The sequence below is a fragment of the Mesorhizobium sp. B1-1-7 genome (assembly GCF_006442705.1).
GTDB classification, from domain to species: domain Bacteria; phylum Pseudomonadota; class Alphaproteobacteria; order Rhizobiales; family Rhizobiaceae; genus Mesorhizobium; species Mesorhizobium opportunistum.
In genome coordinates, this window is the sequence record NZ_VFWQ01000002.1 from 50,240 (window position 1) to 74,999 (window position 24,760).

Sequence of the window (24,760 nt, forward strand, 5' to 3'; positions counted from 1 at the left end):
ACATGCATCCAGCCTTTTCCGTTGTCTTCTTCACCACTGCTACAGGCGCGGGCTACGGCCTTCTGGCGCTGCTCGGCGTGCTCGGAGGCCTCCAGATCATCCCGCCCGATTTCTGGCTCGGCCTCATCGGCCTGGGGCTGGCGCTCGGCTTGGTCGCGGCTGGACTGTTGTCTTCGACCGGCCATCTCGGCAGGCCCGAACGCGCCTGGCGGGCGTTCTCGCAATGGCGCAGTTCATGGCTGTCGCGCGAAGGCGTTGCCTCCGTCATCACCTTCATCCCGGCGGGGCTGTTCGGCATCGGCTGGGTGTTCTTGGGCCGCACGGACGGCTGGGTCGGCATTGCCGGAATTCTGACGGCCTGTTGCGCGGTAGTCACCGTCTGCACCACAGGCATGATCTACGCGTCGCTGAAGCCGATCGCCCAGTGGCACAGCCGCTTCACCCTGCCCGGCTATCTCATCTTCTCGGCGATGACCGGCAGCGTGCTGTTGAATGCGCTGCTGCAGAGTTTTGATATCGGTTCGAAGACGCTTCTGACGGCTTGTGTGCTGCTGACCGTGATCGGCTGGGGCTGGAAGCTGGCGACATGGCGCTACAACGACCGACTGGAGATCCCGACCACCGCCAACACCGCGACCGGCCTTGCCGGCGGCACGGTGCGATCGCTGGAGTGGCCGCATACCGAAGAAAATTACCTGCTCAAGGAAATGGGTTTTCGCATCGCGCGCAAGCATGGCGCACGCCTGCGCCAGATCACGCAAGCTCTGGCCTTTGCCTTGCCAGTCCTGCTTCTCGCCGTCACCTTTGCCCTGCCCTGGCCCTTTGCAGCGGTGCCGTCGGTGCTCGCCGCGATCGTCCAGTTCGCCGGCATGCTGGTCGAGCGCTGGCTGTTCTTCGCCGAGGCGAAGCACACGGTCACGCTCTACTATGGACGTTGAGGTCAGCCGGGGCGCAGCATCGAGCCGGAGATGGCGAAGATGCGGTCGACGCCAAGCATGTAGGCCATCAGCGATTCCAGGCGGAACAGCCCGGCATAGGCGCGGTCGAGCACGTTGAGCGAACCAGTATAGGCGCCAAAGGCCGGCATGATCATGCGGCCACCGTCGCCGGCAAAGCAGCGCCTGCGCACCGAGCGGCCCTGCTGTACGATGCGCGCGCACGGATGCAAGTGACCCGATATCTCGCCCTCGACGCGCAGCTTGGATGGCTCGTGCCGGAACAGCAGCGAGCCGATCGCCAGTTCGCGCACGGTCTCGCCGGGCAGGTCGGCCGGCGCTTCGGGATCATGATTGCCGGCGACCCAGAACCAGTCGCGGCCTGCCATCAGCGCTTCCAGCCGCTCGCGAAAACTCGCATGCATGCGCTCGGCGCCGCCGCCATCATGGAAGCTGTCGCCCAGGCTGATGACGATCGAGGGTTGATAATCTGATATCACAGCCTGCAGCCGCAGCAATGTCGCGCCGGTGTCGTAAGGCGGGATCAGCGTGCCGCGCCTTGCCAGCGACGAGCCTTTTTCGAGATGCAGGTCCGATACCGCCAGAAGCCGAAGCTCGGGAAAGTAGAGCACGCCGCGCGGATCGCAGACCGCGCTCTCGCCGGCGATGCCGACAAGGTCGGCCTCGGCGATCAGCGATGTCCGCGCCAGCGAAAAGTTCATTCCTCGACCATCTCCGGCCCCATGGCCTCTGCGACCAGCGTCGCGGCATCCATCAGCAGCGTTTCATCGGCTTCGCCATTCACGGGCATCGTGCCGATCTCAAGCATGATCGGCACGGCAAGCGGCGAAATCTGTTCCAGATCCTTATGCACGATTCGACCTTGGATGCGCGAGAGCATGTCGGCAAGTCTGCTGACATCGAGCAGGCCGGCCGCGGCATCGGCACGTGTCGCCTGCAGCAGAACATGGTCGGGCTCGTGGCTGCGCAGCACATCGTAGATCAGGTCGGTGGATACCGTGACCTGGCGGCCGCTTTTCTCCTGGCCCGGGTGGCGTTTCTCGATCAGTCCGGAAATCAGCGCGCAGTTGCGGAAGGTGCGCTTGAGAAGCCAGCTGTCGGCCAGCCAGGCTTCGAGGTCGTCGCCAAGCATATCCTGGTCGAAGAGCGCACCGAGCGAGGGCTTCCGGGCCTTGAACATCGCGCCCATATCAGCCAGCGACCATATGGCCAGCGCGTAGTCGGTGGCGACGAAGCCGAGTGGTCTGGCTCCCGCCCGGTCAAGACGCCGGGTAAGCAGCATGCCGAGCGTCTGGTGCGCCAGCCGGCCTTCAAAGGGATAGGCGACCAGATAATGGCGATTGCCGCGCGGAAAGGTCTCGATCAGCAGATCATCGCGTTTTGGCAGCACCGATTTGTCGGCCTGGAAGCTCAGCCAGTCGGCCACCTGCTCGGGCAGTTTCTTCCAGCGCCCCGGGTCGTCCAGCATGATGCGGACCTGCTCGGCAAGGTAGGTCGAAAGCGGGAACTTGCCGCCGCCATAGTAGGGTACCTTGGCATCGCTGCCGGGCGCATTCGAGACGAAGCATTCGTTCTCGCGGATCCCTTCAAAGCGTAGCACCTTGCCGGCAAACATGAAGGTGTCGCCATGCGTCAAGGTTTCGAGAAAAGCCTCCTCGATCTTACCGAGAACCCGGCCACCGCGTGAGGCCGAGCCCTTGCTGCCAGCCTGCACGTAGCGCACGTTGAGCGCCGGCACTTCTATGATGGTGCCGACATTCAGCCTGTATTGCTGGGCGACGCGCGGATTGGAGACGCGCCATAGCCCATCCTTGTTGAGGCGGATGCGGGCGTAGCGCTCATAATTTTTCAGCGCGTAGCCGCCGGTGGCGACGAAATCGATGATGCGGTCGAAGGTGGGCCGGTCGAGGCTGGCATAGGGCGCCGCCGTTCGCACTTCCTCGAACAGATCATCGGCACGGAACGGCGCGCCACAGGCGCAGCCGAGCACGTGCTGCGCCAGCACATCGAGCCCGCCATCGACCAGCGGCGGTGTATCCTGGGCGCCGAGATAGTTGGCGTCGAGCGCTGCCCGGCATTCCAGCACCTCGAAACGATTGGCCGGAATGAGGATCGCCTTCGACGGCTCGTCCATGCGATGGTTGGCGCGGCCAATGCGTTGCGCCAGTCGGCTCGCCCCCTTCGGCGCACCGACATGCACGACCAGATCGACGTCGCCCCAGTCAATGCCGAGATCGAGCGTCGAGGTGGCGACGATGGCGCGCAGTGCGTTCTCGCCCATCGCCTTCTCGACGCGCCGGCGCTGGGCGACATCGAGCGAGCCGTGATGCAGGGCGATCGGCAGGGTGTCCTCGTTGACCCGCCATAATTCCTGGAACAGTAGCTCCGCCTGGCTGCGGGTGTTGACGAACAGCAACGTCGTCTTGTGGCGCTTGATCTCGCGATAGATCTCCGGCGTGGCGTAGCGCGCCGAATGTCCTGCCCAAGGCACGCGCTCTTCGGAATCGAGGATGGAAATCTCAGGCTTCGCGCCACCGGTGACAACGATCAATTCGGACATATCGCCGGGTGGATTCTGGCTAACCAGCCAGCGCCGCAATTCGTCCGGCTCGGCGACCGTCGCCGACAAGCCTATCGTCTGCAGGCCGGGCACGTAGCCGCGTAGCCGCGCCAGCCCGAGCGCCAGCAGATGACCGCGTTTCGACGTGACGAGCGAGTGCAATTCGTCGAGCACGACATAGCGCAGATCCTCGAAGAAGCGCCGGGCGTCGGAGGCGGCGATGAGCAATGCCAACTGCTCGGGTGTGGTGAGCAGAATGTCGGGCGGCACCAGCTTCTGCCGCTGGCGCTTGTGGGAAGGCGTGTCGCCGGTGCGCGTCTCGATGGTGATGGGCAGGCCGATCTCTTCCACCGGCTTGCCGAGGTTGCGCTCAATGTCGACAGCCAGCGCCTTCAGCGGCGAGATGTAGAGCGTGTGGATGCCGCGATGCGCCTGCCCTGGCTTTCGCTTTGGCCTGACGGCGAGTTCGGTCAGCGACGGCATGAACCCGGCCAGCGTCTTGCCGGCGCCCGTCGGCGCGATCAGCAGCACCGATTGCCCGGCCTGGGCCTTCGCCAGGAGTTCGATCTGATGGGCGCGCGGCGACCAGCCTTTCCCGCCGAACCATCCGAGGAATGGTTCGGGCAGGGCCACACTGGCATTCTGGTCGGCAAGGCGCGGCTGCTCTGTCACGCGCCAGAGGTAGCGCGACGGCGAGCCAACGCCAAGGAAAATCGGAACAAAAGGGGATCGAGCTGTTCTTCCTTCTCCCCCTGCGGGAGAAGGTGGATCGGCGCGCAGCGCCGAGACGGTTGAGGGGTGTTCCAGCGGAGTGAGACGTTGGCGTTCCCTGGAACACCCCTCATCCGTCGCCTTCGGCGACACCTTCTCCCACAAGGGGAGAAGGGAAGATCAGTGCTACGGCCTCCTGAACCCGGTCGGCCCGCCATAGAGATAGCCGATGCGGGCGATGGCGTCCTTCAGCCCTTCGCGCGAGACCAGCATGGTGTGGCCATTGGCGTGGATCATGGTCCCGGCATCGGTCATGACGGCGACATGGCCTTTCCAGAAGACGAGGTCGCCGCGCCGCAATTCTGAGAAATCAGCGCCCGAATCGAGCGGCTCGCCGATGCTTGCCGCCTGCATGTCGGAATCGCGCAGCACGTTTTTGCCGACCATGCGCATCGCCAGCTGCACGAGGCCCGAGCAATCGATGCCGAAGCCGGAAACACCGCCCCAGAGATAGGGCGTGCCGAGAAACATCTCGGCCACCGAAACATAGTCGCTCGCCCTCTCACCGATCGGCCGAAGGTGACCTGATATGACGGCCTCGCCGGAAGGCAGGACAGCATAGTGCGTGCCCCTCGTTTCGGCGGCACCTGCCACGGTTACCGTCGATCCCATCGACAGCTGTCCGGCGATCGGGAAACGCAGGTCCGGACCAGGGTAGAGGAAGGTGCGCGGTACCGAGACGATATGGGTGGGCGCGCGGTCGCGTCCGCCCAGCATCATGTCGGCGATATAGCCGACATAGCCGTCGCGCTCGGCCTGGACCCAGGCCCAGCCTTCCCTGTCCTCGAAGACGAGGACATCATCACCGAACAGGAGCTGCGTGTTGATGCCGGCATCCGGACGCGGCGCCTTGCGCAGATCGGCAACGGAGGCGGTGATCCGGGCCGGCCGGCCGGCGACAAAGCGGTCGGCGGTAACCTCTCCTTTCAATCTTGCATCGGCAAGGTCGGAACGAAAGGCGTGAAGGCGGGCATCCCTGGCAGTCAAATCAGCAACTCGGTCAAGGTTGGTTGGTTAGATCGGCAGTTCGTGGGCTCTGGCAATGATACCATCGCCGAAGCGCTCGACAAAGAGCGCGCCCTCGACCGTACGCTTGATCAGCACATTGCGTTTGTCGAGCTCGTCGCGATGGCGCGACACCAGCTTCAGCGCGCCCATCGTATCGAGCGCGCGGGTGATGACCGGTTTGGTGACGTTGAGGCGGGCGGCGAGCCCGCGCACCGTGTGCGGCGGCGGATCGAGATAGATGGTGAACAGGATCGCCGTCTGGCGCATGGTCAGGTCGGGCGCATCGTCGCGCACCTGCGACAGCATCACTTGCTGCCACAGTCGCAAGGCCTGGCTCGGGCGCAGTGCAATCGACATCCGTCCAGCATGACGGCAAATTGTTTCGGTTCCGTTTCAGTCTCAACCTTGTTGTTGAACCATGATCCTATCCGTTAGCCGAAGCGTTTAGAGATGATCCGCTCCAACGCCCGAATACCCTGCGCCTCGCCGCCGGCGGGGCCATGCGGACGGTCGGCGGGGCTCCAGGCGAAGATATCGAAATGCGCCCAGCTCGCCGTCCTTTCGACAAAGCGCTTGAGGAACAGCGCCGCCGTGATCGAACCGGCGAAAGCGTCCGATGTGACATTGTTGATGTCGGCGATCTTCGACGACAGTTTCGCCTCGTAGGGCCGCCACAGCGGCATGCGCCACAGCGGATCCTCGACCGCGGCGGAAGCCGCCGCCAGGTCGGAAGCCAGCGTCTCGTCGCCGGTGTAGAACGGCGGCAGATCAGGGCCGAGCGCGACACGGGCAGCTCCGGTCAGCGTTGCCATGTCGATCAGCAGCTGAGGCTCCTCGTCATCGGCCAGCGCCAGCGCGTCCCCCAGCACGAGCCTTCCTTCAGCGTCCGTGTTGCCGATCTCGACTGAGATGCCCTTGCGGCTCGCCAGCACATCGCCCGGCCGGAAGGCGTTGCCGGCGATGGAATTCTCGACCGCCGGGATCAGCACGCGCAGCCGCACGTTCAGCCGGGCTGCCATGATCATCGAGGCCAGGCCAAGCACATTGGCCGCACCGCCCATGTCCTTCTTCATCAGCAGCATGCCGGATGACGGCTTGATGTCGAGACCGCCGGTGTCGAAACAGACGCCCTTGCCGACCAGCGTCACCTTCGGTGCGCCTTGCCGTCCCCATGTCATGTCGATCAGGCGCGGCGCGCCGACGGATGCGCGGCCGACGGCGTGGATCATCGGGAAATTCCGCACAAGCAGGTCGTCGCCCTTGATGACCGAGACTTCGGCCTTGTGGACCTCGGCCAGGGTGCGCACCGCCGCCTCCAGATCGTCCGGCCCCATGTCGCTGGTCGGCGTGTTGACCAGGTCGCGTGTCAGGAAGACACCATCGGCGATGCGGCGAACGCGCGCTGCATCGGCACTGGCCGGCAGGTCGAAGCGCAGCGTCTTGCCCTGCTTCTTGCCATAACGGGTAAAGACATAGCCGCCGAGCACCAACGCGATTGCCGCAAGCTGCGGATCGGCCGGCCCCGAGGCGAAATGCCAGTCGCCTTCGGGCAGGGCTTTCGCCAGCGCCCCGAGCGCGAGCGCGCCATCGCCGTCGCCATGACCGAACAAGGCACCGGCGAGCGCGCCATTTTCGCCGGGCACGGCCAGCGTCCTGCCTGCCTCCCCGGAAAAGCCGTTGACCCTGGCCCAGGCGGCCATGGACGGCGCAAGACCCGCGGCCTCCAGGCCATCCCTGGCGACCAGATGGACCGGCAGCGCGCCCTGCAATTTCTTCTCGACGAGTTCGACAGGCATCCGATGTTCTCCTGCCGACCCCTGGCGAGTCGGCGTTTCTTAACCGTCCGTTAGGGTTAACAGAATATTTCTGCGGGAGGAAAGATGGCCACGCAATGGCCGCGCGCACGAATGGAGGCCCAAGGCCGATGCCGACCAACCGCACGATCGAGGCCAGGGGAAAACGGCTGATCACCACGGCCCTCATGCTGGCGCTCGCGGCGGGTGTCGCCGGCTGTGGAACCAGCAATCTCACCACCGGCTCGATCGGCCGCACCACCAGCGGCAAACCGCTGGAGACCATGTCGGCGGGCGAACTCCACAATGCCACCGCTTCCCTTGGCCAGTCCTACTCCAGGAACCCCAACGACAAGCGAATCGCCACCAATTTCGCGGCCGCGCTGCAGATGGACGGCGATGCCGACCAGTCGCTTGCCGTGATGCGCAAGCTGGCGATCGCCTACCCCAAGGATCGCGACGTGCTCGCCTCGTATGGCAAGGCGCTGGCCGCCAATGGCCAGTTCGAAGCGGCGCTCGACGCCGTGCAGCGCGCGCAGACGCCGGAATATCCCGACTGGAGGCTGGTGTCGGCGGAAGCGGCCATCCTCGATCAACTCGGCCAGAAGGACCAGGCGCGCCAGGACTATCGCAAGGCGCTCGAACTCAAGCCGAACGAGCCTTCGGTTCTCTCCAATCTCGGCATGTCCTATGTGCTGGCAGGCGATCTGCGCACCGCCGAGACCTACATGCGTTCGGCCGCACAGCAACCCACCGCCGACAGCCGCGTGCGCCAGAACCTCGCGCTCGTCGTCGGCCTGCAAGGCCGCTTCGACGAAGCCGAGAAGATCGCCTCGCAGGAGCTCTCGCCCGAGCAGGCTCAGGCCAATGTCGCCTATCTCAGGCACATGCTGGCGCAGCAGAATGCCTGGAGCCAGCTCAAGGACCAGGACAAGGACAAGTCGAAGTCCGCGACCAACTGACCGCGCCGCGCCGAAAGCTGATTTCAGCCGGCACGCTCAAGTCACTATTTCATGCATGCGCAGTTTTGGGCGACATGCATGAGACGAAATCCGTTGCGACCATGAATGAAAAGCCGCGCCTGGTTCAGCGCGGCTTTTTCTAGATGTCATGCAGGGATGTGCCGCCGTTACTCGGCAGTCGATGACGCATGATCGCTGCCGAAGATGCCGCGCTGGCTGACCTGAATGCCGGCGGGACCCAGAATGATGGCGAAAAGCACCGGCAGGAAGAACAGGATCATCGGCACGGTGAGCTTTGGCGGCAGGGCTGCCGCCTTCTTCTCGGCGGCGTTCATGCGCTGGTCGCGGCTCTCGGCTGCAAGCACGCGCAACGCATGCGCCACCGGCGTGCCGTAACGCTCGGCCTGGACGAGTGCCTGCGACACCGACCTGACCGATTCCAGGCCGGTGCGGCTGGCCAAATTCTCGTAAGCCTGCTTGCGTTCCTGCAGATAGGAAAGCTCCGCATTGGTCAGGATGAACTCTTCAGCCAGTGCCACCGATTGCGCGCCGATCTCGTCGGCGACCTTGCGGAGCGCGGCTTCGACCGACATGCCCGATTCCACGCAGATCAGCATCAGGTCGAGTGCATCCGGCCACGCCATCTGGATCGATTGCTTGCGCTTGGTGGCGCGGTTGTTGACATAGACAACCGGCGCATAGAAGCCGGCATAGGCAACGAGGATGCAAACGAACAGCCGGATGACCAATGGCTTATCGGGCAATCCTCCGAGCACGAATATGTAGACCAGGGCCAACGCCAAGCCGACGAAAGGCAGCACGAGACGGAAGAACAGAAACCGCGTCAGCGGATTCTGGCCGCGAAAGCCGGCAACCTTGAGCTTCTGCAAGGTGCTTTCGTCGGCAAGGGCGCGGCGCAGATCGAGCCGGTCGACAATGTTGCGCATGCCGACCGACTGTTCTTCGCGCAAGCCCTTGCGCCGGCGATCGGCCTCGGTGGCCAGCCGCGCGCGCTGCTTGGCGCGAAGCTCATCGCGCTCCAGCGCGACCGATTTCATGCGCGACTTGAGCTGGTTTCCGCTGAACGCCGGCAGCAGTGTAAAGACGGTCGCGAACACCGCGATGGCGACGAGCAGCGCGATCAGGAGGCTCGGATCGGTCAGTGATTTGATGACTTGATCGGTCATGTCGCGATCCTAGACCTCGAAGTTCATCATCTTGCGCATCACCAGGATGCCGATTGACATCCAGACTGCCGAACAGCCGAGGATGAGATTTCCAACGCTGGTGTTGAACAGCGGCATCAGGTAGCTCGGGCTCGACAGGTAGACGAGAAACGCGACGATGAAAGGCAGCGCGCCGATGATGGCGGCCGACGCCTTTGCCTCCATCGACAGCGCCTGGACCTTGGCCTTCATTTTCTTGCGATCACGAAGCACCCGCGAAAGATTGCCCAACGCCTCGGAGAGATTGCCACCGGCCTGCGACTGGATCTGGATGACGATTCCGAAGAAGCTCGCCTCGGTGCATGGCATGGTTTCGGGCATGCGCAAGGTTGCGTCGGGGATCGACAGGCCCATCTGCTGCGAATCGACGATGCGGCGAAACTCGGTCTTCACCGGCTCGGGGGCTTCGTTGGCGATCAGGCGCACTGCATCGTTCAGCGGCAGGCCGGATTTGACGGCGCGCACGATGATGTCGAGCGCGTTTGGAAATTCGTTGAGGAACGCCTTGACGCGCCGGCTGCGGCGAAATGAAACGAACCAGCGCGGCAGGCCGAGCGCACCGGCCAGCAGCACGCCGGGCAAGACGATCAGCGGCGCCCCGGCCACGAACGCGAGCACTGTCAGCGCGATGCCGCATATGGCGGAATAGATATAGAAACGCTCGATCGGAACCTTCATCCCAGCCTGGCGAAGCTGGGCCTTCAGGGGCGGCTTCTTGATGGCGCTGTCCTTGGATTTCTGCTTCTCGTCGAGCTCCTTGAGCGAATCCTGGACCGATTTGCGGCGCTTGGCCGCGTCCGTCGCGCGGTCGCGCGTGGCCTTGACAACGGAACGGTCCGTCTCCGCGGCCTTGATCGTTTCAAGCCGCTTGCCGGTCTGTCTCTCATTGCTGATCTGGTTGAACAGAAATGCATAGGCGACCGCGCCGGCGCTGAAGCCGGCGAGCACGACAAACGCCAATACGGTGCCGTCAATTCCAAACATCGACCAGAACCTTCACGCCTGCGGGTACGTCAGTCAGCGCGTTTCTCCATCGCCTCGAGCGCTATGGCGAGGCGCTGCTCCTCGCCGTAGTAACGAGCCCGTTCCCAGAAATGCGGACGGCCGATGCCGGTCGAGACGTGCTCTCCCAGCAGCCTGCCGTTGGCGTCCTCGCCCTTGATATTGTAGAGGACGATATCCTGCGTGATGACGACGTCGCCTTCCATCCCGATCACCTCGGTGATGTGGGTGATGCGACGCGAACCGTCGCGCAGGCGGGCCGCCTGGATGATCACGTCGATGGAGCCGACGACGATTTCGCGCACCGTTTTCTGCGGCAGCGAGTAACCGCCCATGGCGATCATGGATTCGATACGGTTCAGGCATTCGCGCGGGCTGTTCGAGTGGATCGTTCCCATCGAGCCGTCGTGGCCGGTGTTCATCGCCTGCAGAAGATCGAACACCTCGGGTCCGCGCACTTCGCCGACGATGATGCGCTCGGGCCGCATGCGCAGGCAGTTCTTGACCAGATCGCGCATCGTCACCTCGCCCTCGCCTTCGAGGTTGGGCGGACGGGTTTCCAGGCGCACGACATGCGGCTGCTGCAGTTGCAGTTCCGCCGAATCCTCGCAAGTGATGACGCGCTCCTCGCGGTCGATGTAGTTGGTCAGGCAGTTGAGCAGTGTCGTCTTGCCGGAGCCGGTGCCCCCTGAGATGACGATGTTGCAGCGAACACGGCTGATGATCTTGAGGACTTCGGCTCCCTGTGGCGAGATGGCGCCGAACTTGACCAGCTGATCGAGCGTCAGCTTGTCCTTCTTGAACTTGCGGATGGTGAGCGCGGTGCCATCGATGGCGAGCGGCGGCGCGATGACGTTGACGCGGGAGCCGTCGGGAAGGCGGGCGTCGCAGATCGGGCTGGATTCATCGACACGGCGGCCGACCTGGCTGACGATGCGCTGGCAGATGTTGAGAAGCTGCTGGTTGTCACGAAAGCGGATCGGGGTCTGTTCGACCTTGCCGTTGACTTCGATGTAGACGTTCTTGGAGCCGTTGACCATGATGTCGGCGATGTCGTCACGGGCAAGCAATGGCTCGAGCGGCCCATAGCCAAGCACGTCGTTGCAGATGTCCTCGAGCAGTTCCTCCTGCTCGGCGATCGACATCGCGAAATTCTTGATCGCGATGATGTCGTTGACAATGTCGCGGATTTCCTCGCGCGCGCTTTCGGGATCGAGCTTGGCGAGCTGCGACAGGTCGATCGTGTCGATGAGCGCCGAGAACACCTGGCTCTTAGTGTCGTAATAGGTCTCGCTCTTTTCGCGGCCACGCTTCGGCTCCGGCGCGACGGGGGGCGCCTCGACCGCGCGGCGAACCGTCGGTGCAACAGGCGCGCTCGGCTGTGGCGCTGCCGCCGGCCGTGCGAGAACCGCCGTGTCAGCCGAACCCGCGGCTGCCGGTGCGGCCGGCGCAGGTGCCGGCTGGCGAAATTCCGGCGTGAACCGGTTGCCGTCGTCGTTGCCTCGTTTACCAAACATGATCGACTACCGATCCCACTGCGTCACTTCTTGTTGCGCGACAGCTTGCCGAGCAGACTGCCCAGGCCAGCCTTCTTTTTCGTCTTGATCTCGCTGCGGCCGGTCAGCACATGAGCAATCTCGTTGATCGTGGCCACAACCGGGTTCTTGGCATCCATCTCGCCGAGCATACGCCCGTTGTTGGCGGCATTGCCGAATAGGACCGGATCAAAGCCGATGACCGACATCGGCGTCAGGCCGAGCGGCTCGGCGAAATCGGAAGGCGAAATCTCCGGTCGCTTGGGGATCCCGGCCTGGTTGATGATCAGCTTTGGCGGCGGGTCATTGGGACGAAGCCGCTTCAACATGTCGACCAGGTTTTTGGTATTGCGCAGGTTGGCAAGCTCCGGCGTCGCCGTGATGACGATCTCGTCGGCCTTGACCAGCGTGTTCTTGGCCCACCCGGTCCAGACATGGGGAACGTCGAGCACTAGGAGCGGCACGCTGCGCTGCGCGGTATCGACAAGTTGCGCAAAGGCATCCGGATCGAAGTCGTAGACGCGTTCCAGTGTCGAAGGCGCCGCGAGCAGCGACAGGTGCTCGGCACACTGGGTCAGCAGCCGGTCGAGATAGACTTCGTCTATGCGCTCGGGCGAAAACACCGCTTCGGCGATGCCCTGTGCCGGATCCTGGTCGAAATTGATGTTGGCGGTGCCGAAGGCGAGGTCGAGGTCGGCAACGACGACCTCGGATTTGAAGAGAGAAGACATCGCCCAGGCTACATTGTGGGCGATCGTCGAGGAGCCGACGCCGCCCTTGGCGCCAATGAAGGCGACCGAGCGGCCGAGCGGTTCAGCCTCCGGATCGACGAAAATCGACGACACGACACTGACGATGTCGGCCATCGAGACCGGCGCGATGACATATTCGGAGATGCCGGAGCGGATGAGTTCGCGATAGAGGCCGACATCATTGTAGTGGCCGATCACCACCACTTTCGAGGACGGATCGCAGTACTCCGAGAGCTGGGCGAGTTGCTCCAGCAGTTGCTTGGGTTCGCTGCGCGACTCGAGCAGGATCAGATTGGGCGTCGGCGCCGACTGATAGAACTCGATTGCGGTGGGAACGCCGCCCATGTGGACCTTGAGATGCGCCTTGGTCATGCGGCGGTCCTCGCCGGCCCGCTCGACCGGATTGGCAACGCCCTCCGTCTCGCAGAATGCCTGGATCGAGATGCGCGGTATCGGCCGCAACGCCTGCATCGCGGCGATGTCCTGCGGCGAGGTATCGCCGCCATCCACGGTGGCGTCATAGGCGAGGTTGCTCATGGTCATGCTCTTTCCGTGGCCTGTTCTTTGCGTAGCCTGTTCTTGCGTGACTTCTCTTTCCCGAGGGCGGCTCAGTAGGTCACTTCCGAATTGCCGAGGAACTCATCCGAAATGCCCCTGCTGCGGTAGACATCGATCACCGCGCCACGATTTTCCGCATCGATGGTGGTCTGCTTGCGCGGTCCGAGCAGATCGGCCGGATTGGCCATCTGGGCGGCGAGATTGTTCTGATAGGAGCAGCCGAAGTCGGCGTAGTGCTTGTTCTCGGACGACTCGACCAGATCTTCGGGCCAGCGTCCGCATTTGTCGGTCTGGGCCCTCACCGCGATAAAGGAGACGCGAACCGGGGCCGATGCCTCGCTCGACCCAGCCTGATAGGAGACCACGGCGATCCGGTTGCGCTTGATGCCGCTGGCGACCGCGAGCCTGGCGAAATCACGGCCGGCCGCCCTTGCGGCAACCTCGTTGGCCGATCCGCTGGGAATCTGGATGGTCAACGCCGGAGCGGCACTCTTGTCATAGCCATCGAGGAAACCCAGAAGCGTATCGCGTTGCGAGCCGGTCATGCCGCGGTCGCCGGCACCGACGGGCAGGTCGATCTTCTGGTTCTTTTCCGCGATGACGATGGGATGGTTGGTGCGATAGTCGTCCGGAATGGCGCCGACGGTGACACTGTCGCGCTGGGCGCAACCGGCCAGCAGAGCCGTTGCCGCCACCGCCAGGACCGGAAGGGCGCGCAGCCAGATCCGCGAACGGCCAGGGCGCATCGTGGCGATGCTTGTCTTCAACGCTGACTGAGACATGTCCGCTTCCCCATTCACTTGTAGATGTAGCCGACAACGCCGTGGTACCGGCCGTTGGGCTTGTCGGTCTGCATGGTGCCGTAGACGCGATTGACCTTGCCAAGGAACATGGCGGCGCCATCGCTGGCAGCGTTGAAATTGTCATCCGGCTTGGCGAGATCGTTGCGCGCCACCGGCTTCACCAGATAAGGAGTGATGATGATCACCAGCTCGGTCTCGTTGCGCACGAAATCCCTGCTGCGGAAGAGCGCACCGAGCACCGGGATCTTCGTCAATCCAGGCAACCCGTTGACGGCTTGCCTGACATCGTCGCGCACCAGGCCGGCGATCATCATGGAGCCGCCCGAGGGCAGTTCGACGGTCGTATCCGCAAGACGCTTGCGCAGCGACAGGGCATTCATGCCGACACTCGTGTTGGACGTGGAGGACGACACGGATCCTTCGGTTGTCGGTTCGGAAACCGAGGTTCTAACTTTCAGGCTTATGCGACCGGGCGACAAAACCACCGGCTGGAATTCCAGGCCGATGCCGTACTCGATCTTGTCGACCGAATAGGTCTTCAGGCCGGTCTGGTTGTCGGCGGACACGTTCGCGGAGACGCCGGTCACCATGTTGTATTCACCGCCAACCTTGAAGGTCGCCTTTTCTCCAGACACGGCGGTCAAGGTCGGCTCTGCCAGGGTCTTCATGACTCCCGACTGCTCCATTGCGTTGATATAGGCCTGCAGCCCCGAAGCATTGATACTGAAGCCCGCATTCGACAACGGCTTGCCTAGACCCGTGAAAGGGTCACTGAGCGCGCCGTAGCTGATGCCGTTGCTGCCGCCGCTGCCAACCATGTTGACACCGAGCTGCTTCATCACCGAGCGGCTGACTTCAGCGACGGTCACTTTCAGCGTCACCTGGTCGTCACCGATGATCTGCAGGAGGTTGACGATCTTGCTGGTGCGGCGTTCCTGGTCGGGGTTGTTGATGTCGACACCGCTCTGGGCCGAGCCGCCGGCCGCGGTCTGCGAATATTGTCCTGTCGTTGCTTCACCGCCCGAGACGAAGATGGTCGCCAGATCAACGGCTCGTTTCGAGTCCAGCGGCGTATCGACCGTTCCGGTCAGGACGACGTTGTCGTTCAGCAGTTCCACCTTGATATCCGAGGTCGGAATAAAGCGCCTGATGTAGTCTTCCAGGCCGGCGACGTCGCGTTCGACGGCCAGATCCAGGCTGGCGATCTGTTCGCCGTTCGGACCGAAGACGAAGATGTTGGTCTCGCCGACCGCCTTGCCGAACAGGTAGATACGCCTTGCGGTGCGGGTCACGGCATCGGCAACGGACGGGTTGGCGACGAGAATGTCGTAGGCATCGCTCGGCAGGTCTATGACCACCGACTTGTTGAGGCCAAGCTTGACACGCTGGGAGGCCGTGGTGGCCGTCACCTGCGTACTCTTGGCCTCGACAACGCCCTGCACATTCGTCCCGACGAGCAGGAGGCCGAATGCCGCGGCCACGATCGCTGGCAGTTTACCGCTTAGCCTCATTTCCTTGCCCCTACTTCGGAAACTTCGCCCGACTTGATCAGTCTCACCGTTCCCTTGCGGCCATTGCCGGAAACGAGATAGTCGGCCTCGTCCACATTCTTTTCCTGGGTGTCCGTGATCGCCCGCAACGCCAGTGTCAGGCGATCCGCCATCTGCTGGGCGACGGTGATGATCTCCGCCTGCTTGGGTGTGAGCTCCAGCGTGGCGGTCTGGCCCACCCTGGTCTTCTTGCCTTCCTCGTCCTCCTGGATGGTCTGGTCGATTGCCAGGACGCGGATGTTCTTGAGGATGGTTTCGGTGTTGAAGCCGGTGCTGCCGCTGTTGGCGTCCGCCCTGCGGGTCATGATGACGTCGACAAAATCATTGGGAAGGATGAAGCCGCCGGCCGACGTGTCGGCCGATATGGTCGTGGCGACCGCCCGCATCCCTGAAGGCAGGATCGACGACATGAAGCTTTGCCCCTCGCCGATCAGTTTGGAACGCCGCACGGGTTCGCCCGCGTACATCCCCACACGGGCTATCGACCCCTTCAGTTTCTCCAGCGCGTCGGGAGCCGTGGCCTTGGTGATGAAGTTCGGGTTGATGCCGTCGGCTGGCCAGGGCTGCCAGGCGATGTTGTTCTCGAGCTGGTTACCCATCGCGACATCGCCTGAAAGCACAAGCACGTCCTGCAGAGCCACCGCGGGAGCCTTGGGGCCGGAATCGACGACGATCTGGGCGGGTGGCGGGGCGACCATGTTCTTCGCGACGTAGCCAGCACCACCCGCCGCGGCTACCGCCACGCTTAAGATAATCAATCGGGATGCTGGCATCTGTCCGAACCCTCGCCCTTGGCAAACCACGTAGCCAAGGCGGACTTTGCAGCGGCAATCGTCAAAACAAGGTTAATGTAATGCTTACGATCGTGATTAATTTAAGGTTTACATAAATTAGACGGATCGGGCCGCGGCCCAGCAATGCTGCCGGCCAGACCCTCTTCAAGGCCAAGCCCAACGACACAAATCAGGAAAAGAAATTAGGACTGAACTCAGCTCGCCAACCTTGCCAGCGCCCAGACCATCAAGGGCGAATCCGGATAGGTCAGCAGCCCACCCAGGCCGAGAGCGATCCCGTATGGAACACCGGCCGACTCTTCGGCGAAATGACGCAGGAATGGATTGCGGCCGGTAATTACCGCCAGCGGCGACTTGCGATAAAGCACGATGGCGAGCGTCAGCAGGCCGCCGATGAACGTCGAGACAACAAGGTACTCGACGAGATGCACGTTGAGCCCCATCCACACGGCCGTGGCGGCCAGCAGCTTGGCGTCGCCTCCGCCCATGCCACCCATCGCGAACAGGCCGAACGTCACGGCCAGGATCAGCGCGCCGGCGGCAAAATGCCAACCGTATGTTGCCCATTCCATGCCCGTCAGCGGCGCAACCAGTGCAAAGACGACAACGAGCAGCACCGACACGCGGTTGGCAATCGTCATTGACAGCATGTCGGAGATCGCCGCGAACAGCATGCAGAACGGAAAGACGACGAAGATCAGGGCTTCAAGCATCGGCGCTATGCCTATTGTGCGAATTCCACCGGGTTCAATCTAGGCATCTTCGATTAACGATTGATGAGACCCGGAATGAAAGATGGCTGTGTTGGCTAGGATATAGAAAAAGGGCCGCCACGCGGCAGCCCCTTTCCAATACGCAATCTGGATACCCAGCAATACAGCGGATCAGGCGCCGCTGGAGTTCAGGGTGGTTCCGATCGTGGTGAACTTGGCATTGATTGCATTGCCGAGCGCGCCGGCGCCGGTGATGATGGCGAGCGCGATGAGAGCGGCGATCAGACCATATTCGATAGCGGTCGCGCCGGATTCGTCCTTCACGAAACGTGCAAAAAGGTTAGACATTCGAGAGCTCCTACTCCACGTGTTACAGCACTTCCGTCAACTTCTGTGATGGTTGATCGGATGCTTCCAATCTAGGGAGAAGCTCTTTCGATCGGCTTAATAAACAGCCTTACCGATTCCTTTCCCGGCTCGAACATATTGCGTGGTTAACCCCATACTAAGCGGCCGCTAAAATACCATTTTCAAGGCCAATGCCGCAAAGGGCAAGGGCTGGGAACGCTCGCGACCAAGCTGAGATCCAGCCGTGCCGGACACCCCCTCGATCGCGACTTCCGATGCCGGGCAGGCAGACTTAACCGTTGGTTCACCAATCTCGTTCATGTTCTGTTGAACAGTTTGCTGCGTGGAGCGCCTCAATGGCCGAGCCGAGATTCTCAATCCTGATTGCCGCGCTTCTTGCAGCAACGTGCCTCGTCGTGCCTGCCAGGGCCGGCACCGGCATCGAGGTCACCATGAACCAGGCCAAGATCGTGAAGCTGTCGCGCCCCGCCGACACGATCGTCGTCGGCAACCCGTCAATCGCCGATGCCTCGGTCCAGGACGCCTCGACGATCGTGCTCACCGGCAAGGGATTCGGCGTCACCAATCTCGTCGTTCTCGACCAGGAGGGCAGCCCGATCGTCGACGCGCAGGTTACAGTCGTTCGGCAGGCAGCCTCCTCGGTGCGCATTTACCGGCGCGCCGAAGTGCAGACCATGTCCTGCACGCCCTACTGTGAAAGCTCGTACAAGAGCGAGGCGGAAAAATCCTCCGAAGCAGAGATGGGCGGCGGCAGCAAATAGGCGGCGCCCGCCGCTATCCGGGTTACCGCCTGGTTAAGACGCGTGCGTCGACTTTAGCAATCATTCAAACCGGGCCTCAATTGGTTTGCGCTAATAACACCTGTCAGAACCGTCCAGGGGTGGCAGGAAACAGGGCATGGGCAAGGAATTCACATCGAAAGGTCAGCGCAAGGTGGAGCGCTCCAGCTTCTTCAGGCGCTTCTTCCACGACCGGCGCGGCAGCACGGCCCTGGAGTTCGCGCTGCTGGCAATGCCGTTCGCCCTCCTCGTCTTCGCTATCCTTGAAAGTTGCATCTCGTTTGCCGGCCAGGAAGTGATGGCCAACATCACCGACGATGTCGCGCGCCAGCTGCGCACGGGCCAGCTGAGGCCGGCCGATGTCGCGGGAGGCAAATTGACGACCCTGATCTGCGACAGGCTGGAGATCATCGTCTCCACGGATTGCCCCAATCAGTTGCTTGCGGATCTTCGCGAATATCCGACTTTCGCCGACGCGGCCTCGGCGAGCTTCAAGATCCAGAACGGCGACGTCGTGCTGATGCAAGGCACCAACTCACAGGCCTTCGCGACCACGCCTGGCCTCGCGGAATCGAGAAACATGCTGCGGGTCTTTTACAAATGGCCTGTGATGACCGATCTGATGGCCAAGTCGATGGCCAATCTGAGCGGTGGCCGGACATTGCACTTCGCGTCAGTGACCTGGCAGAACGAGCCGTTCGACAATTGAGTTCGCAAACACCACAAGAAAAAAGGCAAGGGCATGATGCGTGCGGGGGCACATCCGGAAATCGCAGGGATCCGCGGCAAGGCCGTCGGGTTCTGGTCCAATCGCCGTGGCGTCGCCGCGGTCGAGTTCGCTCTCATCGTGCCTATCCTGCTGGTCATGTACTTCATGACCATGGAGGCTTCGCAGGCCATCGAGACCAGCAAGAAGGTCAGCCGTATCGGCAGCATGGTCGCCGACCTGGTCACGCAGCAGCCGACCATCGTCGCGGCGGACCTCGATGCCATCATGAAGATCGGCACCTCGACCATTCAGCCCTATAACCGGTCGACGCCCAGCATTATCATCACGGCAATACAGGTCACCACCGATACGCCGCCCAAGGTGAACGTGGTGTGGTCGCGCAAGCTGGTCAATGGCGTCTCCAGCATCGCCACTACCCTGCCCGCGACCACCACGGTTCCGACAACGCTCAAGGTCGCCGGCACCTTCCTCATCCGCGTTCAGAGCAATCTCAGCTATTCGCCGATTATCAACTGGCAGCCGGATACCCAACAAAAGCTCGGATTGACCCAATCCCTCAGCACCACCATACCGATGGGCGAAACCTACTATCTGCGTCCCCGCAGAAGCCTGACGATCCCCTGCAGCGATTGCTGAGGCCTTACTGCTGCCCGCCATCGGTTGATACAAATCGCACGATGGCTTCCGCCATCGCGTAATCCTTCGGGGCCACGGTCAAAAACCCACCGGAATGTTTCGATTCCAGGAGATCGTAGACATCCGGCGTCGTCGACTTGAGGTTGGTGAGGAACACGGTCAGCCGGCGCTTGGCTTCCGGGTCAAGATCGCTGCGTACGGCGTGGGGACCGTATCTGAGCACCCCCGACGTCCAGACGATCTGGAAAGCCGACGGCGAAAGACCGGCCGCCTCGAGCCTTGCCTGCGTGCCGCCCGATAGCAGCGGCTGGCCGTCGGCCGCAGCCCTTACCCAGCCGAACAAGGCGTCGGCCCTGCCATCGAAGAGCATGGCCTCCGCCGCTGACGCCGTCACGGCATGGATCAGAAACGGTGAATCTTCGGCGATCTTGACGTGTTCGGCGGCCAAGCCCGCCAGCGGCAAAAGCGAACCTCCGACGCTGTCCGATGGCGGCATGGCGATCCGGTGGCTCTCCATCGCCGCCAGGCCTGATAGCTTGCCGTCCCTGGTGAGCAGCACCGAACGGATGCCGGCCGCACCGTCGGAATCGACCGGAGCCACAAGCGGCTCGACGCATCCACAACGCTGCAGCGCCGTGGTGTAGGCAGTCGCCGAATAGATGGCGTATTCGATCCGGGCGTTGGTCTGCGCCTCGATCAGGGCGGCATAATCGCGCGCGACGACGAACTCCACCTTCATGCCGAGCGCGTTGGTGAAGGCTTGCGTCAACTGCGCCAGCCCGGGAACGGTGTTGCCGGCGCCAGGCTCGGCGACGACGCCGATGCGGAATGTGCCGATATCGTCGCGCCAGTCGGCCTGCGCCGGCCCGCACCAGAACGCACCATGCACGAGCATAAGGGCAGCCAATGCCTTGGGCGCAGCCTTCATGACAGGACCGTCCCGGGTTCTATTCCATCCATGTCCACGCCCGCCGCGTTGCCGTTTGGTTTCCGAATTGCCAATGCCACCGTGGGACCCTATGTCTGGTCGTTCACACTGGCAACGATGATCCGATGGCGCGTGCTTTCCTCTTCGTCCTGGATTCCTTCGGCATCGGCGGCGCGGCCGACGCCGAACGCTATGGCGATGCCGGTGCCAATACCCTCGCCCACATCGCCGAAGCCTGCGCGGAAGGGCGCGCGGACCGCGAGGGGCTTCGTCAAGGTCCGCTGTTTGTCCCCAACATGGCATCGCTCGGGCTTGGCAAGGCGGCCGAGACCGCGACGGGATTGGGCTTTGCCCATTTCGGGACGGACCTGCTCGCCTATGCCTTCCACGGTGCGGCGCAAGAGGTTTCGAGCGGCAAGGACACGCCTTCCGGCCACTGGGAGATGGCGGGCCTGCCGGTGGGCTTCGACTGGGGTTACTTCCCCGACACGGTTCCCGCGTTTCCGGCGGAACTGACCGAGGCGATCATCCGCGAGGGCAAGGTTCCAGGCATTCTCGGCAATTGTCATGCGCCCGGCACCGAGATCATCGAACGGTTCGGCGAGGACCATATCCGCACCGGCAAGCCGATCTGTTACACATCCGTCGATTCTGTCCTGCAGGTTGCCGCGCATGAGGTTCATTTCGGCCTGGAGCGGCTTTATGAATTCTGTCAGGTGGTGCGGCGGCTGGTTGATCCATTGAGGATCGGACGCGTGATCGCCCGACCTTTCGTCGGCGAAACCGCCGCCACCTTCACGCGAACGTATAACCGCCACGACTACGCCGTGCCGCCGCCGGAGCCGACGTTGCTCGACCGCCTGACGGCGCGGGGAAGCCGTGTCATCGCCGTCGGCAAGATCGGCGACATCTTCGCCCATCGCGGGATTTCGGAAGTGCGCAAGGCCGCCGGCAACATGGCCATGTTCGACAAGGCGTTGGGCGCGATGGACGACGCCGGCGCCGGCGATCTCGTTTTCGCCAATTTCGTCGATTTCGACACCGAATTCGGCCATCGCCGCGATGTGGCGGGCTATGCCGCCGCGCTCGAGGCCTTCGACCGGCGGCTGCCGGAGGCATTCTCCAGGCTGAGGCAGGGCGACCTGCTCATCCTGACGGCCGATCACGGCAACGATCCGACCTGGCGCGGAACCGATCACACGCGTGAGCGTATCCCGATAATCGGCATCGGGCCGGGCCTCAGGGGTGGCGACATCGGGCTGCGGGCGACATTCGCCGATATCGGCGAGACCGTGGCCGAACATCTCGAACTGGCGCACGGCCGTCACGGCACTTCTTTCTATCCAGCGATTGGCGGCCCGGCGATTGGCGGCCCAATGATTGGTGGCCATGCCTGAATTGCCCGAAGTCGAAACGATCCGGCGCGGGTTGCAGCCGGTTATGGAAGGTGCCCGTCTTGTCCGTGTCGAGACGCGACGACCGGATTTGCGGTTTCCCTTTCCCGAACGGTTTTCGGAGCGGCTGACCGGCAGGACAATCACCGCGCTCGGCCGCCGCGCCAAATATCTGACCATGCACGTGCAGGACGGTCCGGTGCTGATCTGCCATCTCGGCATGTCGGGCTCCTTTCGCATCGAGACAGATGACGACAACGAGACCGACGACAACGGGACTCTGGGCGTGTTCCACCACGAACGCCCGAAAAGCGCGGCGCACGACCATGTCGTGTTCCATGTCGCCTCCGCGGCCGGTGCCCGGTCCCGCGTGATCTTCAACGATCCGCGCCGCTTCGGCTTCATGCTGTTTGCGGAAGGATCGCCGGAGACGCATCCGATGCTGGCCGGGCTGGGCGTCGAGCCCACGGGCAACGCGCTGGACGGCGTGCTGCTCGCCTCGTTGCTGAAGGGCCGCAGATCGCCGCTGAAGGCAGCGCTTCTCGACCAGAGGCTGATCGCGGGGCTTGGCAATATTTATGTGTCGGAAGCGTTGTGGCGCGCAGGCCTGTCGCCGCTGCGCGAAACAGGCACCATCGCCAGACCGGGCAAGAAGGCCAGGGAACAGAGCGAACGCCTCGCCGAGGCGATCCGCTCTGTCATATCGGATGCCATCGCCGCTGGCGGATCTTCGCTGCGCGACTATATGCACGCGGACGGATCGCTGGGCTACTTCCAGCATTCCTTCGCCGTCTACGACCGGGAGGGTGAGCCTTGCGCGAAACCCGGCTGCGGCGGCCACGTCGAACGCGTGGTCCAGAGCGGGCGCTCGACCTTCTATTGCCGGACGTGTCAGAGCTGAGTTAGACCGGATCAAGCGAGGAGCGCAGCCATGGCCTATGAAACGATCATCACCGAGACGCGCGGCAAGGTCGGGCTGATCACGCTGAACCGGCCAAAGGCGCTCAACGCGCTGAATTCCCAGATCCTCGCCGAACTCGTCGTGGCGGTGAACGCTTTCGGCGCCGATCCTGGTATCGGCGCCATGGTCGTTACCGGTTCCGACAAGGCCTTTGCCGCCGGTGCCGACATCAAGGAGATGCAAGCCATCTCCTATGTGGACGCCTACAGCCAGGACTTCTTCGCCGGCTGGGAGGAATTCACGCGTGTCAGAAAACCTGTCATCGCGGCGGTGGCCGGCTATGCCCTGGGAGGCGGGTGCGAACTGGCGATGATGTGCGATTTCATTATAGCCGCCGATACGGCCAAATTCGGCCAGCCCGAAATCACGCTTGGCGTCATTCCCGGCATGGGCGGGTCGCAACGACTGACCCGGTTCGTCGGCAAATCGAAGGCCATGGACATGTGCCTGACCGGACGAATGATGGACGCGGCGGAAGCCGAGCGCTCCGGCCTGGTGTCGCGGGTGGTGCCTGCCGGCGAGCTTGTCGAGGAGGCCGTCAAGGCGGCGGCCAAGATCGCCGATTTCTCCTTGCCGTCGGTGATGATGGCGAAGGAAGCCGTCAACCGCGCCTACGAGACGACGCTGGCGGAGGGATTGCGGTTCGAACGCCGCCTGTTCCACTCGCTTTTCGCGCTCGAAGACCAGAAGGAAGGCATGGCGGCCTTCGCCGAAAAGCGGAAGCCGAATTTCACCAACCGGTAGAGCTTCGCCGGCCGCGACCGAAACCCCACGGCATCGGCCAAAAAGAACGCCAGGCAGCGTTGACGCGCCGGAAAAGCTGAACTATAAGCCGCACCAACCGAGGCGGCCCCGTGGCTGCCCGTTTGTTTTTTGCGCCCTGCGGCATGCCGCGTGCGCCGACCAGATCAGAAGAGAGGCATCATGGCCAACACATCCTCGGCCAAAAAGGCAACGCGCAAGATCGCCCGCCGTGCGGAGATCAACAAGAACCGCCGCTCGCGCGTCCGCACCTACGTCCGCCAGGTCGAGGAGGCACTCGCTTCCGGCGACAAGGCCGCCGCGCAGGCCGCTTTCAAGGCCGCCGAGCCGGAATTGATGCGCGCCGCGACCAAGGGCATCATCCACAAGAACACCGCGTCGCGCAAAGTGTCGCGTCTGGCTCAGCGTCTCAAGGTGCTGTCGGCCTGATATCGCCTTCCAAGGCTGATCTTCTTTGAACCCGGCCGATCGCGCCGGGTTTTTTCGTTTGCCGGCAAGTACTTAAAAAGAATGCCCGCAAGCAGCGTCAAGAACGGATTGCACGGTTCAAAGTGTTTTGCCGGCACATGCATGCCCGTTGAAGGTCGACATGCTTGAAAAGCGTCGCCTAAAAAATTCTCACCCCTCAGAAATAGCCCTTATTTTTCAACCAGTTAGTGATGGTCATCCACAACTTGTCCACAGCGCGTCGGGGCGACGGGAGGACAACTGGCTGTCAAGAGAATTATTTCAGAAAATTTCGCGCCGGCCCGGCTTTTTCATATTCGCCGGAAAAGGGTTTGAATCACAATGGCTTTGTCAAAATATACCACTACGCCATAGAGCACCAACCTGCCGGTGCTAACCAGATTCCTTAAAAATCCGTTAGAGGTGGCCTTGCCCTATCCACAGCGATTTCGGTAATGTCGGTTCATCAAAAAGGGACGGGCCATTGGCCCTTACCCAGCCCGAATCGGCCAGCGCAAATTGGCGGGATTTGCAACGCGGATCAAGTCCGCGAACGGGTTTGGTTTGTCTTTTTTTGATACGGTAGGGGACTGGCGTAACAAGACATGGCAGGTAGACGGCGCGCCGGCGCTCTTTTCGCCGGGCGGTGGCGTATTGCCCTGACATACCCAACGCGGACTGGCTTCCAAGGGCCGGCACCGGTTCCCCGGGTAATGGGCGACGTTCATCTGCCGGCGGCGGCAGCGGGCATCGTAGCAAAGACTTAGGTCG

24 protein-coding genes are annotated in these 24,760 nt (G+C 62.7%); 9 read left to right on the plus strand and 15 right to left on the minus strand.

The annotated features are described in order from the left end of the window. Positions 1 to 2: 2 nt before the first annotated feature. Complete coding sequence (locus FJ978_RS02820) at positions 3 to 938, plus strand: DmsC/YnfH family molybdoenzyme membrane anchor subunit (protein ID WP_013897298.1); 936 nt, start codon at positions 3 to 5, stop codon at positions 936 to 938. A gap of 2 nt (positions 939 to 940) precedes the next feature. Here the strand turns inward: FJ978_RS02820 and pdeM are convergent, their stop codons facing one another. The 5 genes from pdeM to FJ978_RS02845 form a co-directional block, all read right to left on the minus strand. Beyond that, positions 941 to 1,657: a ligase-associated DNA damage response endonuclease PdeM gene (gene pdeM, locus FJ978_RS02825; RefSeq protein WP_013897299.1), complete on the minus strand. Its 717-nt coding sequence runs from the start codon at positions 1,655 to 1,657 to the stop codon at positions 941 to 943. Continuing rightward, a complete protein-coding gene (locus FJ978_RS02830; RefSeq protein WP_140570022.1) occupies positions 1,654 to 4,188 on the minus strand; it encodes a ligase-associated DNA damage response DEXH box helicase in 2,535 nt (844 codons plus the stop codon). The genes pdeM and FJ978_RS02830 overlap by 4 nt, the downstream gene beginning before the upstream one ends. Positions 4,189 to 4,413: 225 nt before the next feature. Continuing rightward, positions 4,414 to 5,274 carry an NlpC/P60 family protein gene (locus FJ978_RS02835; RefSeq protein ID WP_140570026.1) on the minus strand — a complete coding sequence of 287 codons (861 nt, stop codon included), beginning with the start codon at positions 5,272 to 5,274 and terminating at the stop codon, positions 4,414 to 4,416. Between the two features lie 27 nt (positions 5,275 to 5,301). Next, positions 5,302 to 5,652 carry a MarR family winged helix-turn-helix transcriptional regulator gene (locus FJ978_RS02840; RefSeq protein WP_140570030.1) on the minus strand — a complete coding sequence of 117 codons (351 nt, stop codon included), beginning with the start codon at positions 5,650 to 5,652 and terminating at the stop codon, positions 5,302 to 5,304. Positions 5,653 to 5,726: 74 nt separating this feature from the next. Continuing rightward, a complete protein-coding gene (locus FJ978_RS02845) occupies positions 5,727 to 7,091 on the minus strand; it encodes a leucyl aminopeptidase family protein (protein ID WP_140570033.1) in 1,365 nt (454 codons plus the stop codon). A gap of 128 nt (positions 7,092 to 7,219) precedes the next feature. Between FJ978_RS02845 and FJ978_RS02850 the strand changes: the two genes are divergently transcribed. Continuing rightward, positions 7,220 to 8,050: a tetratricopeptide repeat protein gene (locus FJ978_RS02850; RefSeq protein WP_140570035.1), complete on the plus strand. Its 831-nt coding sequence runs from the start codon at positions 7,220 to 7,222 to the stop codon at positions 8,048 to 8,050. Positions 8,051 to 8,217: 167 nt separating this feature from the next. Here FJ978_RS02850 and FJ978_RS02855 read toward each other — a convergent pair whose 3' ends face one another. From FJ978_RS02855 to FJ978_RS02895, 9 genes are all read right to left on the minus strand, one after another. Next, positions 8,218 to 9,237, minus strand: a complete 1,020-nt coding sequence (locus tag FJ978_RS02855; protein ID WP_140570037.1) for a type II secretion system F family protein — start codon at positions 9,235 to 9,237, stop codon at positions 8,218 to 8,220. Positions 9,238 to 9,246: 9 nt separating this feature from the next. After that, complete coding sequence (locus FJ978_RS02860) at positions 9,247 to 10,260, minus strand: type II secretion system F family protein (protein WP_140570039.1); 1,014 nt, start codon at positions 10,258 to 10,260, stop codon at positions 9,247 to 9,249. Positions 10,261 to 10,289: 29 nt separating this feature from the next. Beyond that, complete coding sequence (locus FJ978_RS02865; RefSeq protein WP_140570042.1) at positions 10,290 to 11,795, minus strand: CpaF family protein; 1,506 nt, start codon at positions 11,793 to 11,795, stop codon at positions 10,290 to 10,292. Between the two features lie 23 nt (positions 11,796 to 11,818). Further along, positions 11,819 to 13,108 (minus strand): CpaE family protein, encoded by a 1,290-nt coding sequence (locus FJ978_RS02870; protein ID WP_032923236.1) that lies wholly within the window; start codon positions 13,106 to 13,108, stop codon positions 11,819 to 11,821. 65 nt (positions 13,109 to 13,173) lie between these two features. Continuing rightward, the gene (locus tag FJ978_RS02875) at positions 13,174 to 13,905 is read right to left on the minus strand and encodes a pilus assembly protein CpaD (protein ID WP_013897308.1); all 732 of its coding nucleotides are present in this window, start codon (positions 13,903 to 13,905) and stop codon (positions 13,174 to 13,176) included. Positions 13,906 to 13,919: 14 nt separating this feature from the next. Continuing rightward, entirely contained in the window at positions 13,920 to 15,437 is a 1,518-nt protein-coding gene (locus tag FJ978_RS02880) for a type II and III secretion system protein family protein (RefSeq protein ID WP_013897309.1), read from the minus strand. Continuing rightward, on the minus strand, positions 15,434 to 16,249 hold the full coding sequence (gene cpaB, locus FJ978_RS02885) for a Flp pilus assembly protein CpaB (RefSeq protein ID WP_013897310.1): 816 nt from the start codon (positions 16,247 to 16,249) through the stop codon (positions 15,434 to 15,436). The genes FJ978_RS02880 and cpaB overlap by 4 nt, the downstream gene beginning before the upstream one ends. Positions 16,250 to 16,464: 215 nt before the next feature. Then, positions 16,465 to 16,983 carry a prepilin peptidase gene (locus FJ978_RS02890; protein WP_023766949.1) on the minus strand — a complete coding sequence of 173 codons (519 nt, stop codon included), beginning with the start codon at positions 16,981 to 16,983 and terminating at the stop codon, positions 16,465 to 16,467. A gap of 171 nt (positions 16,984 to 17,154) precedes the next feature. Next, positions 17,155 to 17,331: a Flp family type IVb pilin gene (locus FJ978_RS02895; RefSeq protein ID WP_013897312.1), complete on the minus strand. Its 177-nt coding sequence runs from the start codon at positions 17,329 to 17,331 to the stop codon at positions 17,155 to 17,157. Between the two features lie 356 nt (positions 17,332 to 17,687). On the opposite strand from FJ978_RS02895, the gene FJ978_RS02900 reads away from it, so the two are divergent. The 3 genes from FJ978_RS02900 to FJ978_RS02910 all read left to right on the plus strand — a co-directional run bounded on the left by FJ978_RS02900 (position 17,688) and on the right by FJ978_RS02910 (position 19,497). Next, positions 17,688 to 18,113: a pilus assembly protein N-terminal domain-containing protein gene (locus FJ978_RS02900; RefSeq protein ID WP_013897313.1), complete on the plus strand. Its 426-nt coding sequence runs from the start codon at positions 17,688 to 17,690 to the stop codon at positions 18,111 to 18,113. Between the two features lie 136 nt (positions 18,114 to 18,249). After that, positions 18,250 to 18,840 (plus strand): TadE/TadG family type IV pilus assembly protein, encoded by a 591-nt coding sequence (locus FJ978_RS02905; RefSeq protein WP_013897314.1) that lies wholly within the window; start codon positions 18,250 to 18,252, stop codon positions 18,838 to 18,840. Between the two features lie 33 nt (positions 18,841 to 18,873). After that, a complete protein-coding gene (locus FJ978_RS02910) occupies positions 18,874 to 19,497 on the plus strand; it encodes a TadE/TadG family type IV pilus assembly protein (protein WP_140570045.1) in 624 nt (207 codons plus the stop codon). A gap of 4 nt (positions 19,498 to 19,501) precedes the next feature. Here the strand turns inward: FJ978_RS02910 and FJ978_RS02915 are convergent, their stop codons facing one another. Next, positions 19,502 to 20,425, minus strand: coding sequence for a phosphate/phosphite/phosphonate ABC transporter substrate-binding protein (locus FJ978_RS02915; protein WP_140570047.1), 924 nt, complete (start codon positions 20,423 to 20,425; stop codon positions 19,502 to 19,504). Between the two features lie 125 nt (positions 20,426 to 20,550). Between FJ978_RS02915 and FJ978_RS02920 the strand changes: the two genes are divergently transcribed. The 4 genes from FJ978_RS02920 to rpsT all read left to right on the plus strand — a co-directional run bounded on the left by FJ978_RS02920 (position 20,551) and on the right by rpsT (position 23,971). Then, positions 20,551 to 21,822, plus strand: a complete 1,272-nt coding sequence (locus FJ978_RS02920) for a phosphopentomutase (RefSeq protein ID WP_140570050.1) — start codon at positions 20,551 to 20,553, stop codon at positions 21,820 to 21,822. Beyond that, the gene (mutM, locus tag FJ978_RS02925) at positions 21,815 to 22,720 is read left to right on the plus strand and encodes a bifunctional DNA-formamidopyrimidine glycosylase/DNA-(apurinic or apyrimidinic site) lyase (protein ID WP_140570054.1); all 906 of its coding nucleotides are present in this window, start codon (positions 21,815 to 21,817) and stop codon (positions 22,718 to 22,720) included. Before FJ978_RS02920 ends, mutM begins: the two co-directional genes overlap by 8 nt. Positions 22,721 to 22,750: 30 nt before the next feature. Further along, complete coding sequence (locus FJ978_RS02930; RefSeq protein ID WP_140570059.1) at positions 22,751 to 23,524, plus strand: enoyl-CoA hydratase; 774 nt, start codon at positions 22,751 to 22,753, stop codon at positions 23,522 to 23,524. Between the two features lie 180 nt (positions 23,525 to 23,704). Next, on the plus strand, positions 23,705 to 23,971 hold the full coding sequence (gene rpsT, locus FJ978_RS02935; RefSeq protein ID WP_013897320.1) for a 30S ribosomal protein S20: 267 nt from the start codon (positions 23,705 to 23,707) through the stop codon (positions 23,969 to 23,971). The last annotated feature ends 789 nt before the right edge of the window (positions 23,972 to 24,760 follow it).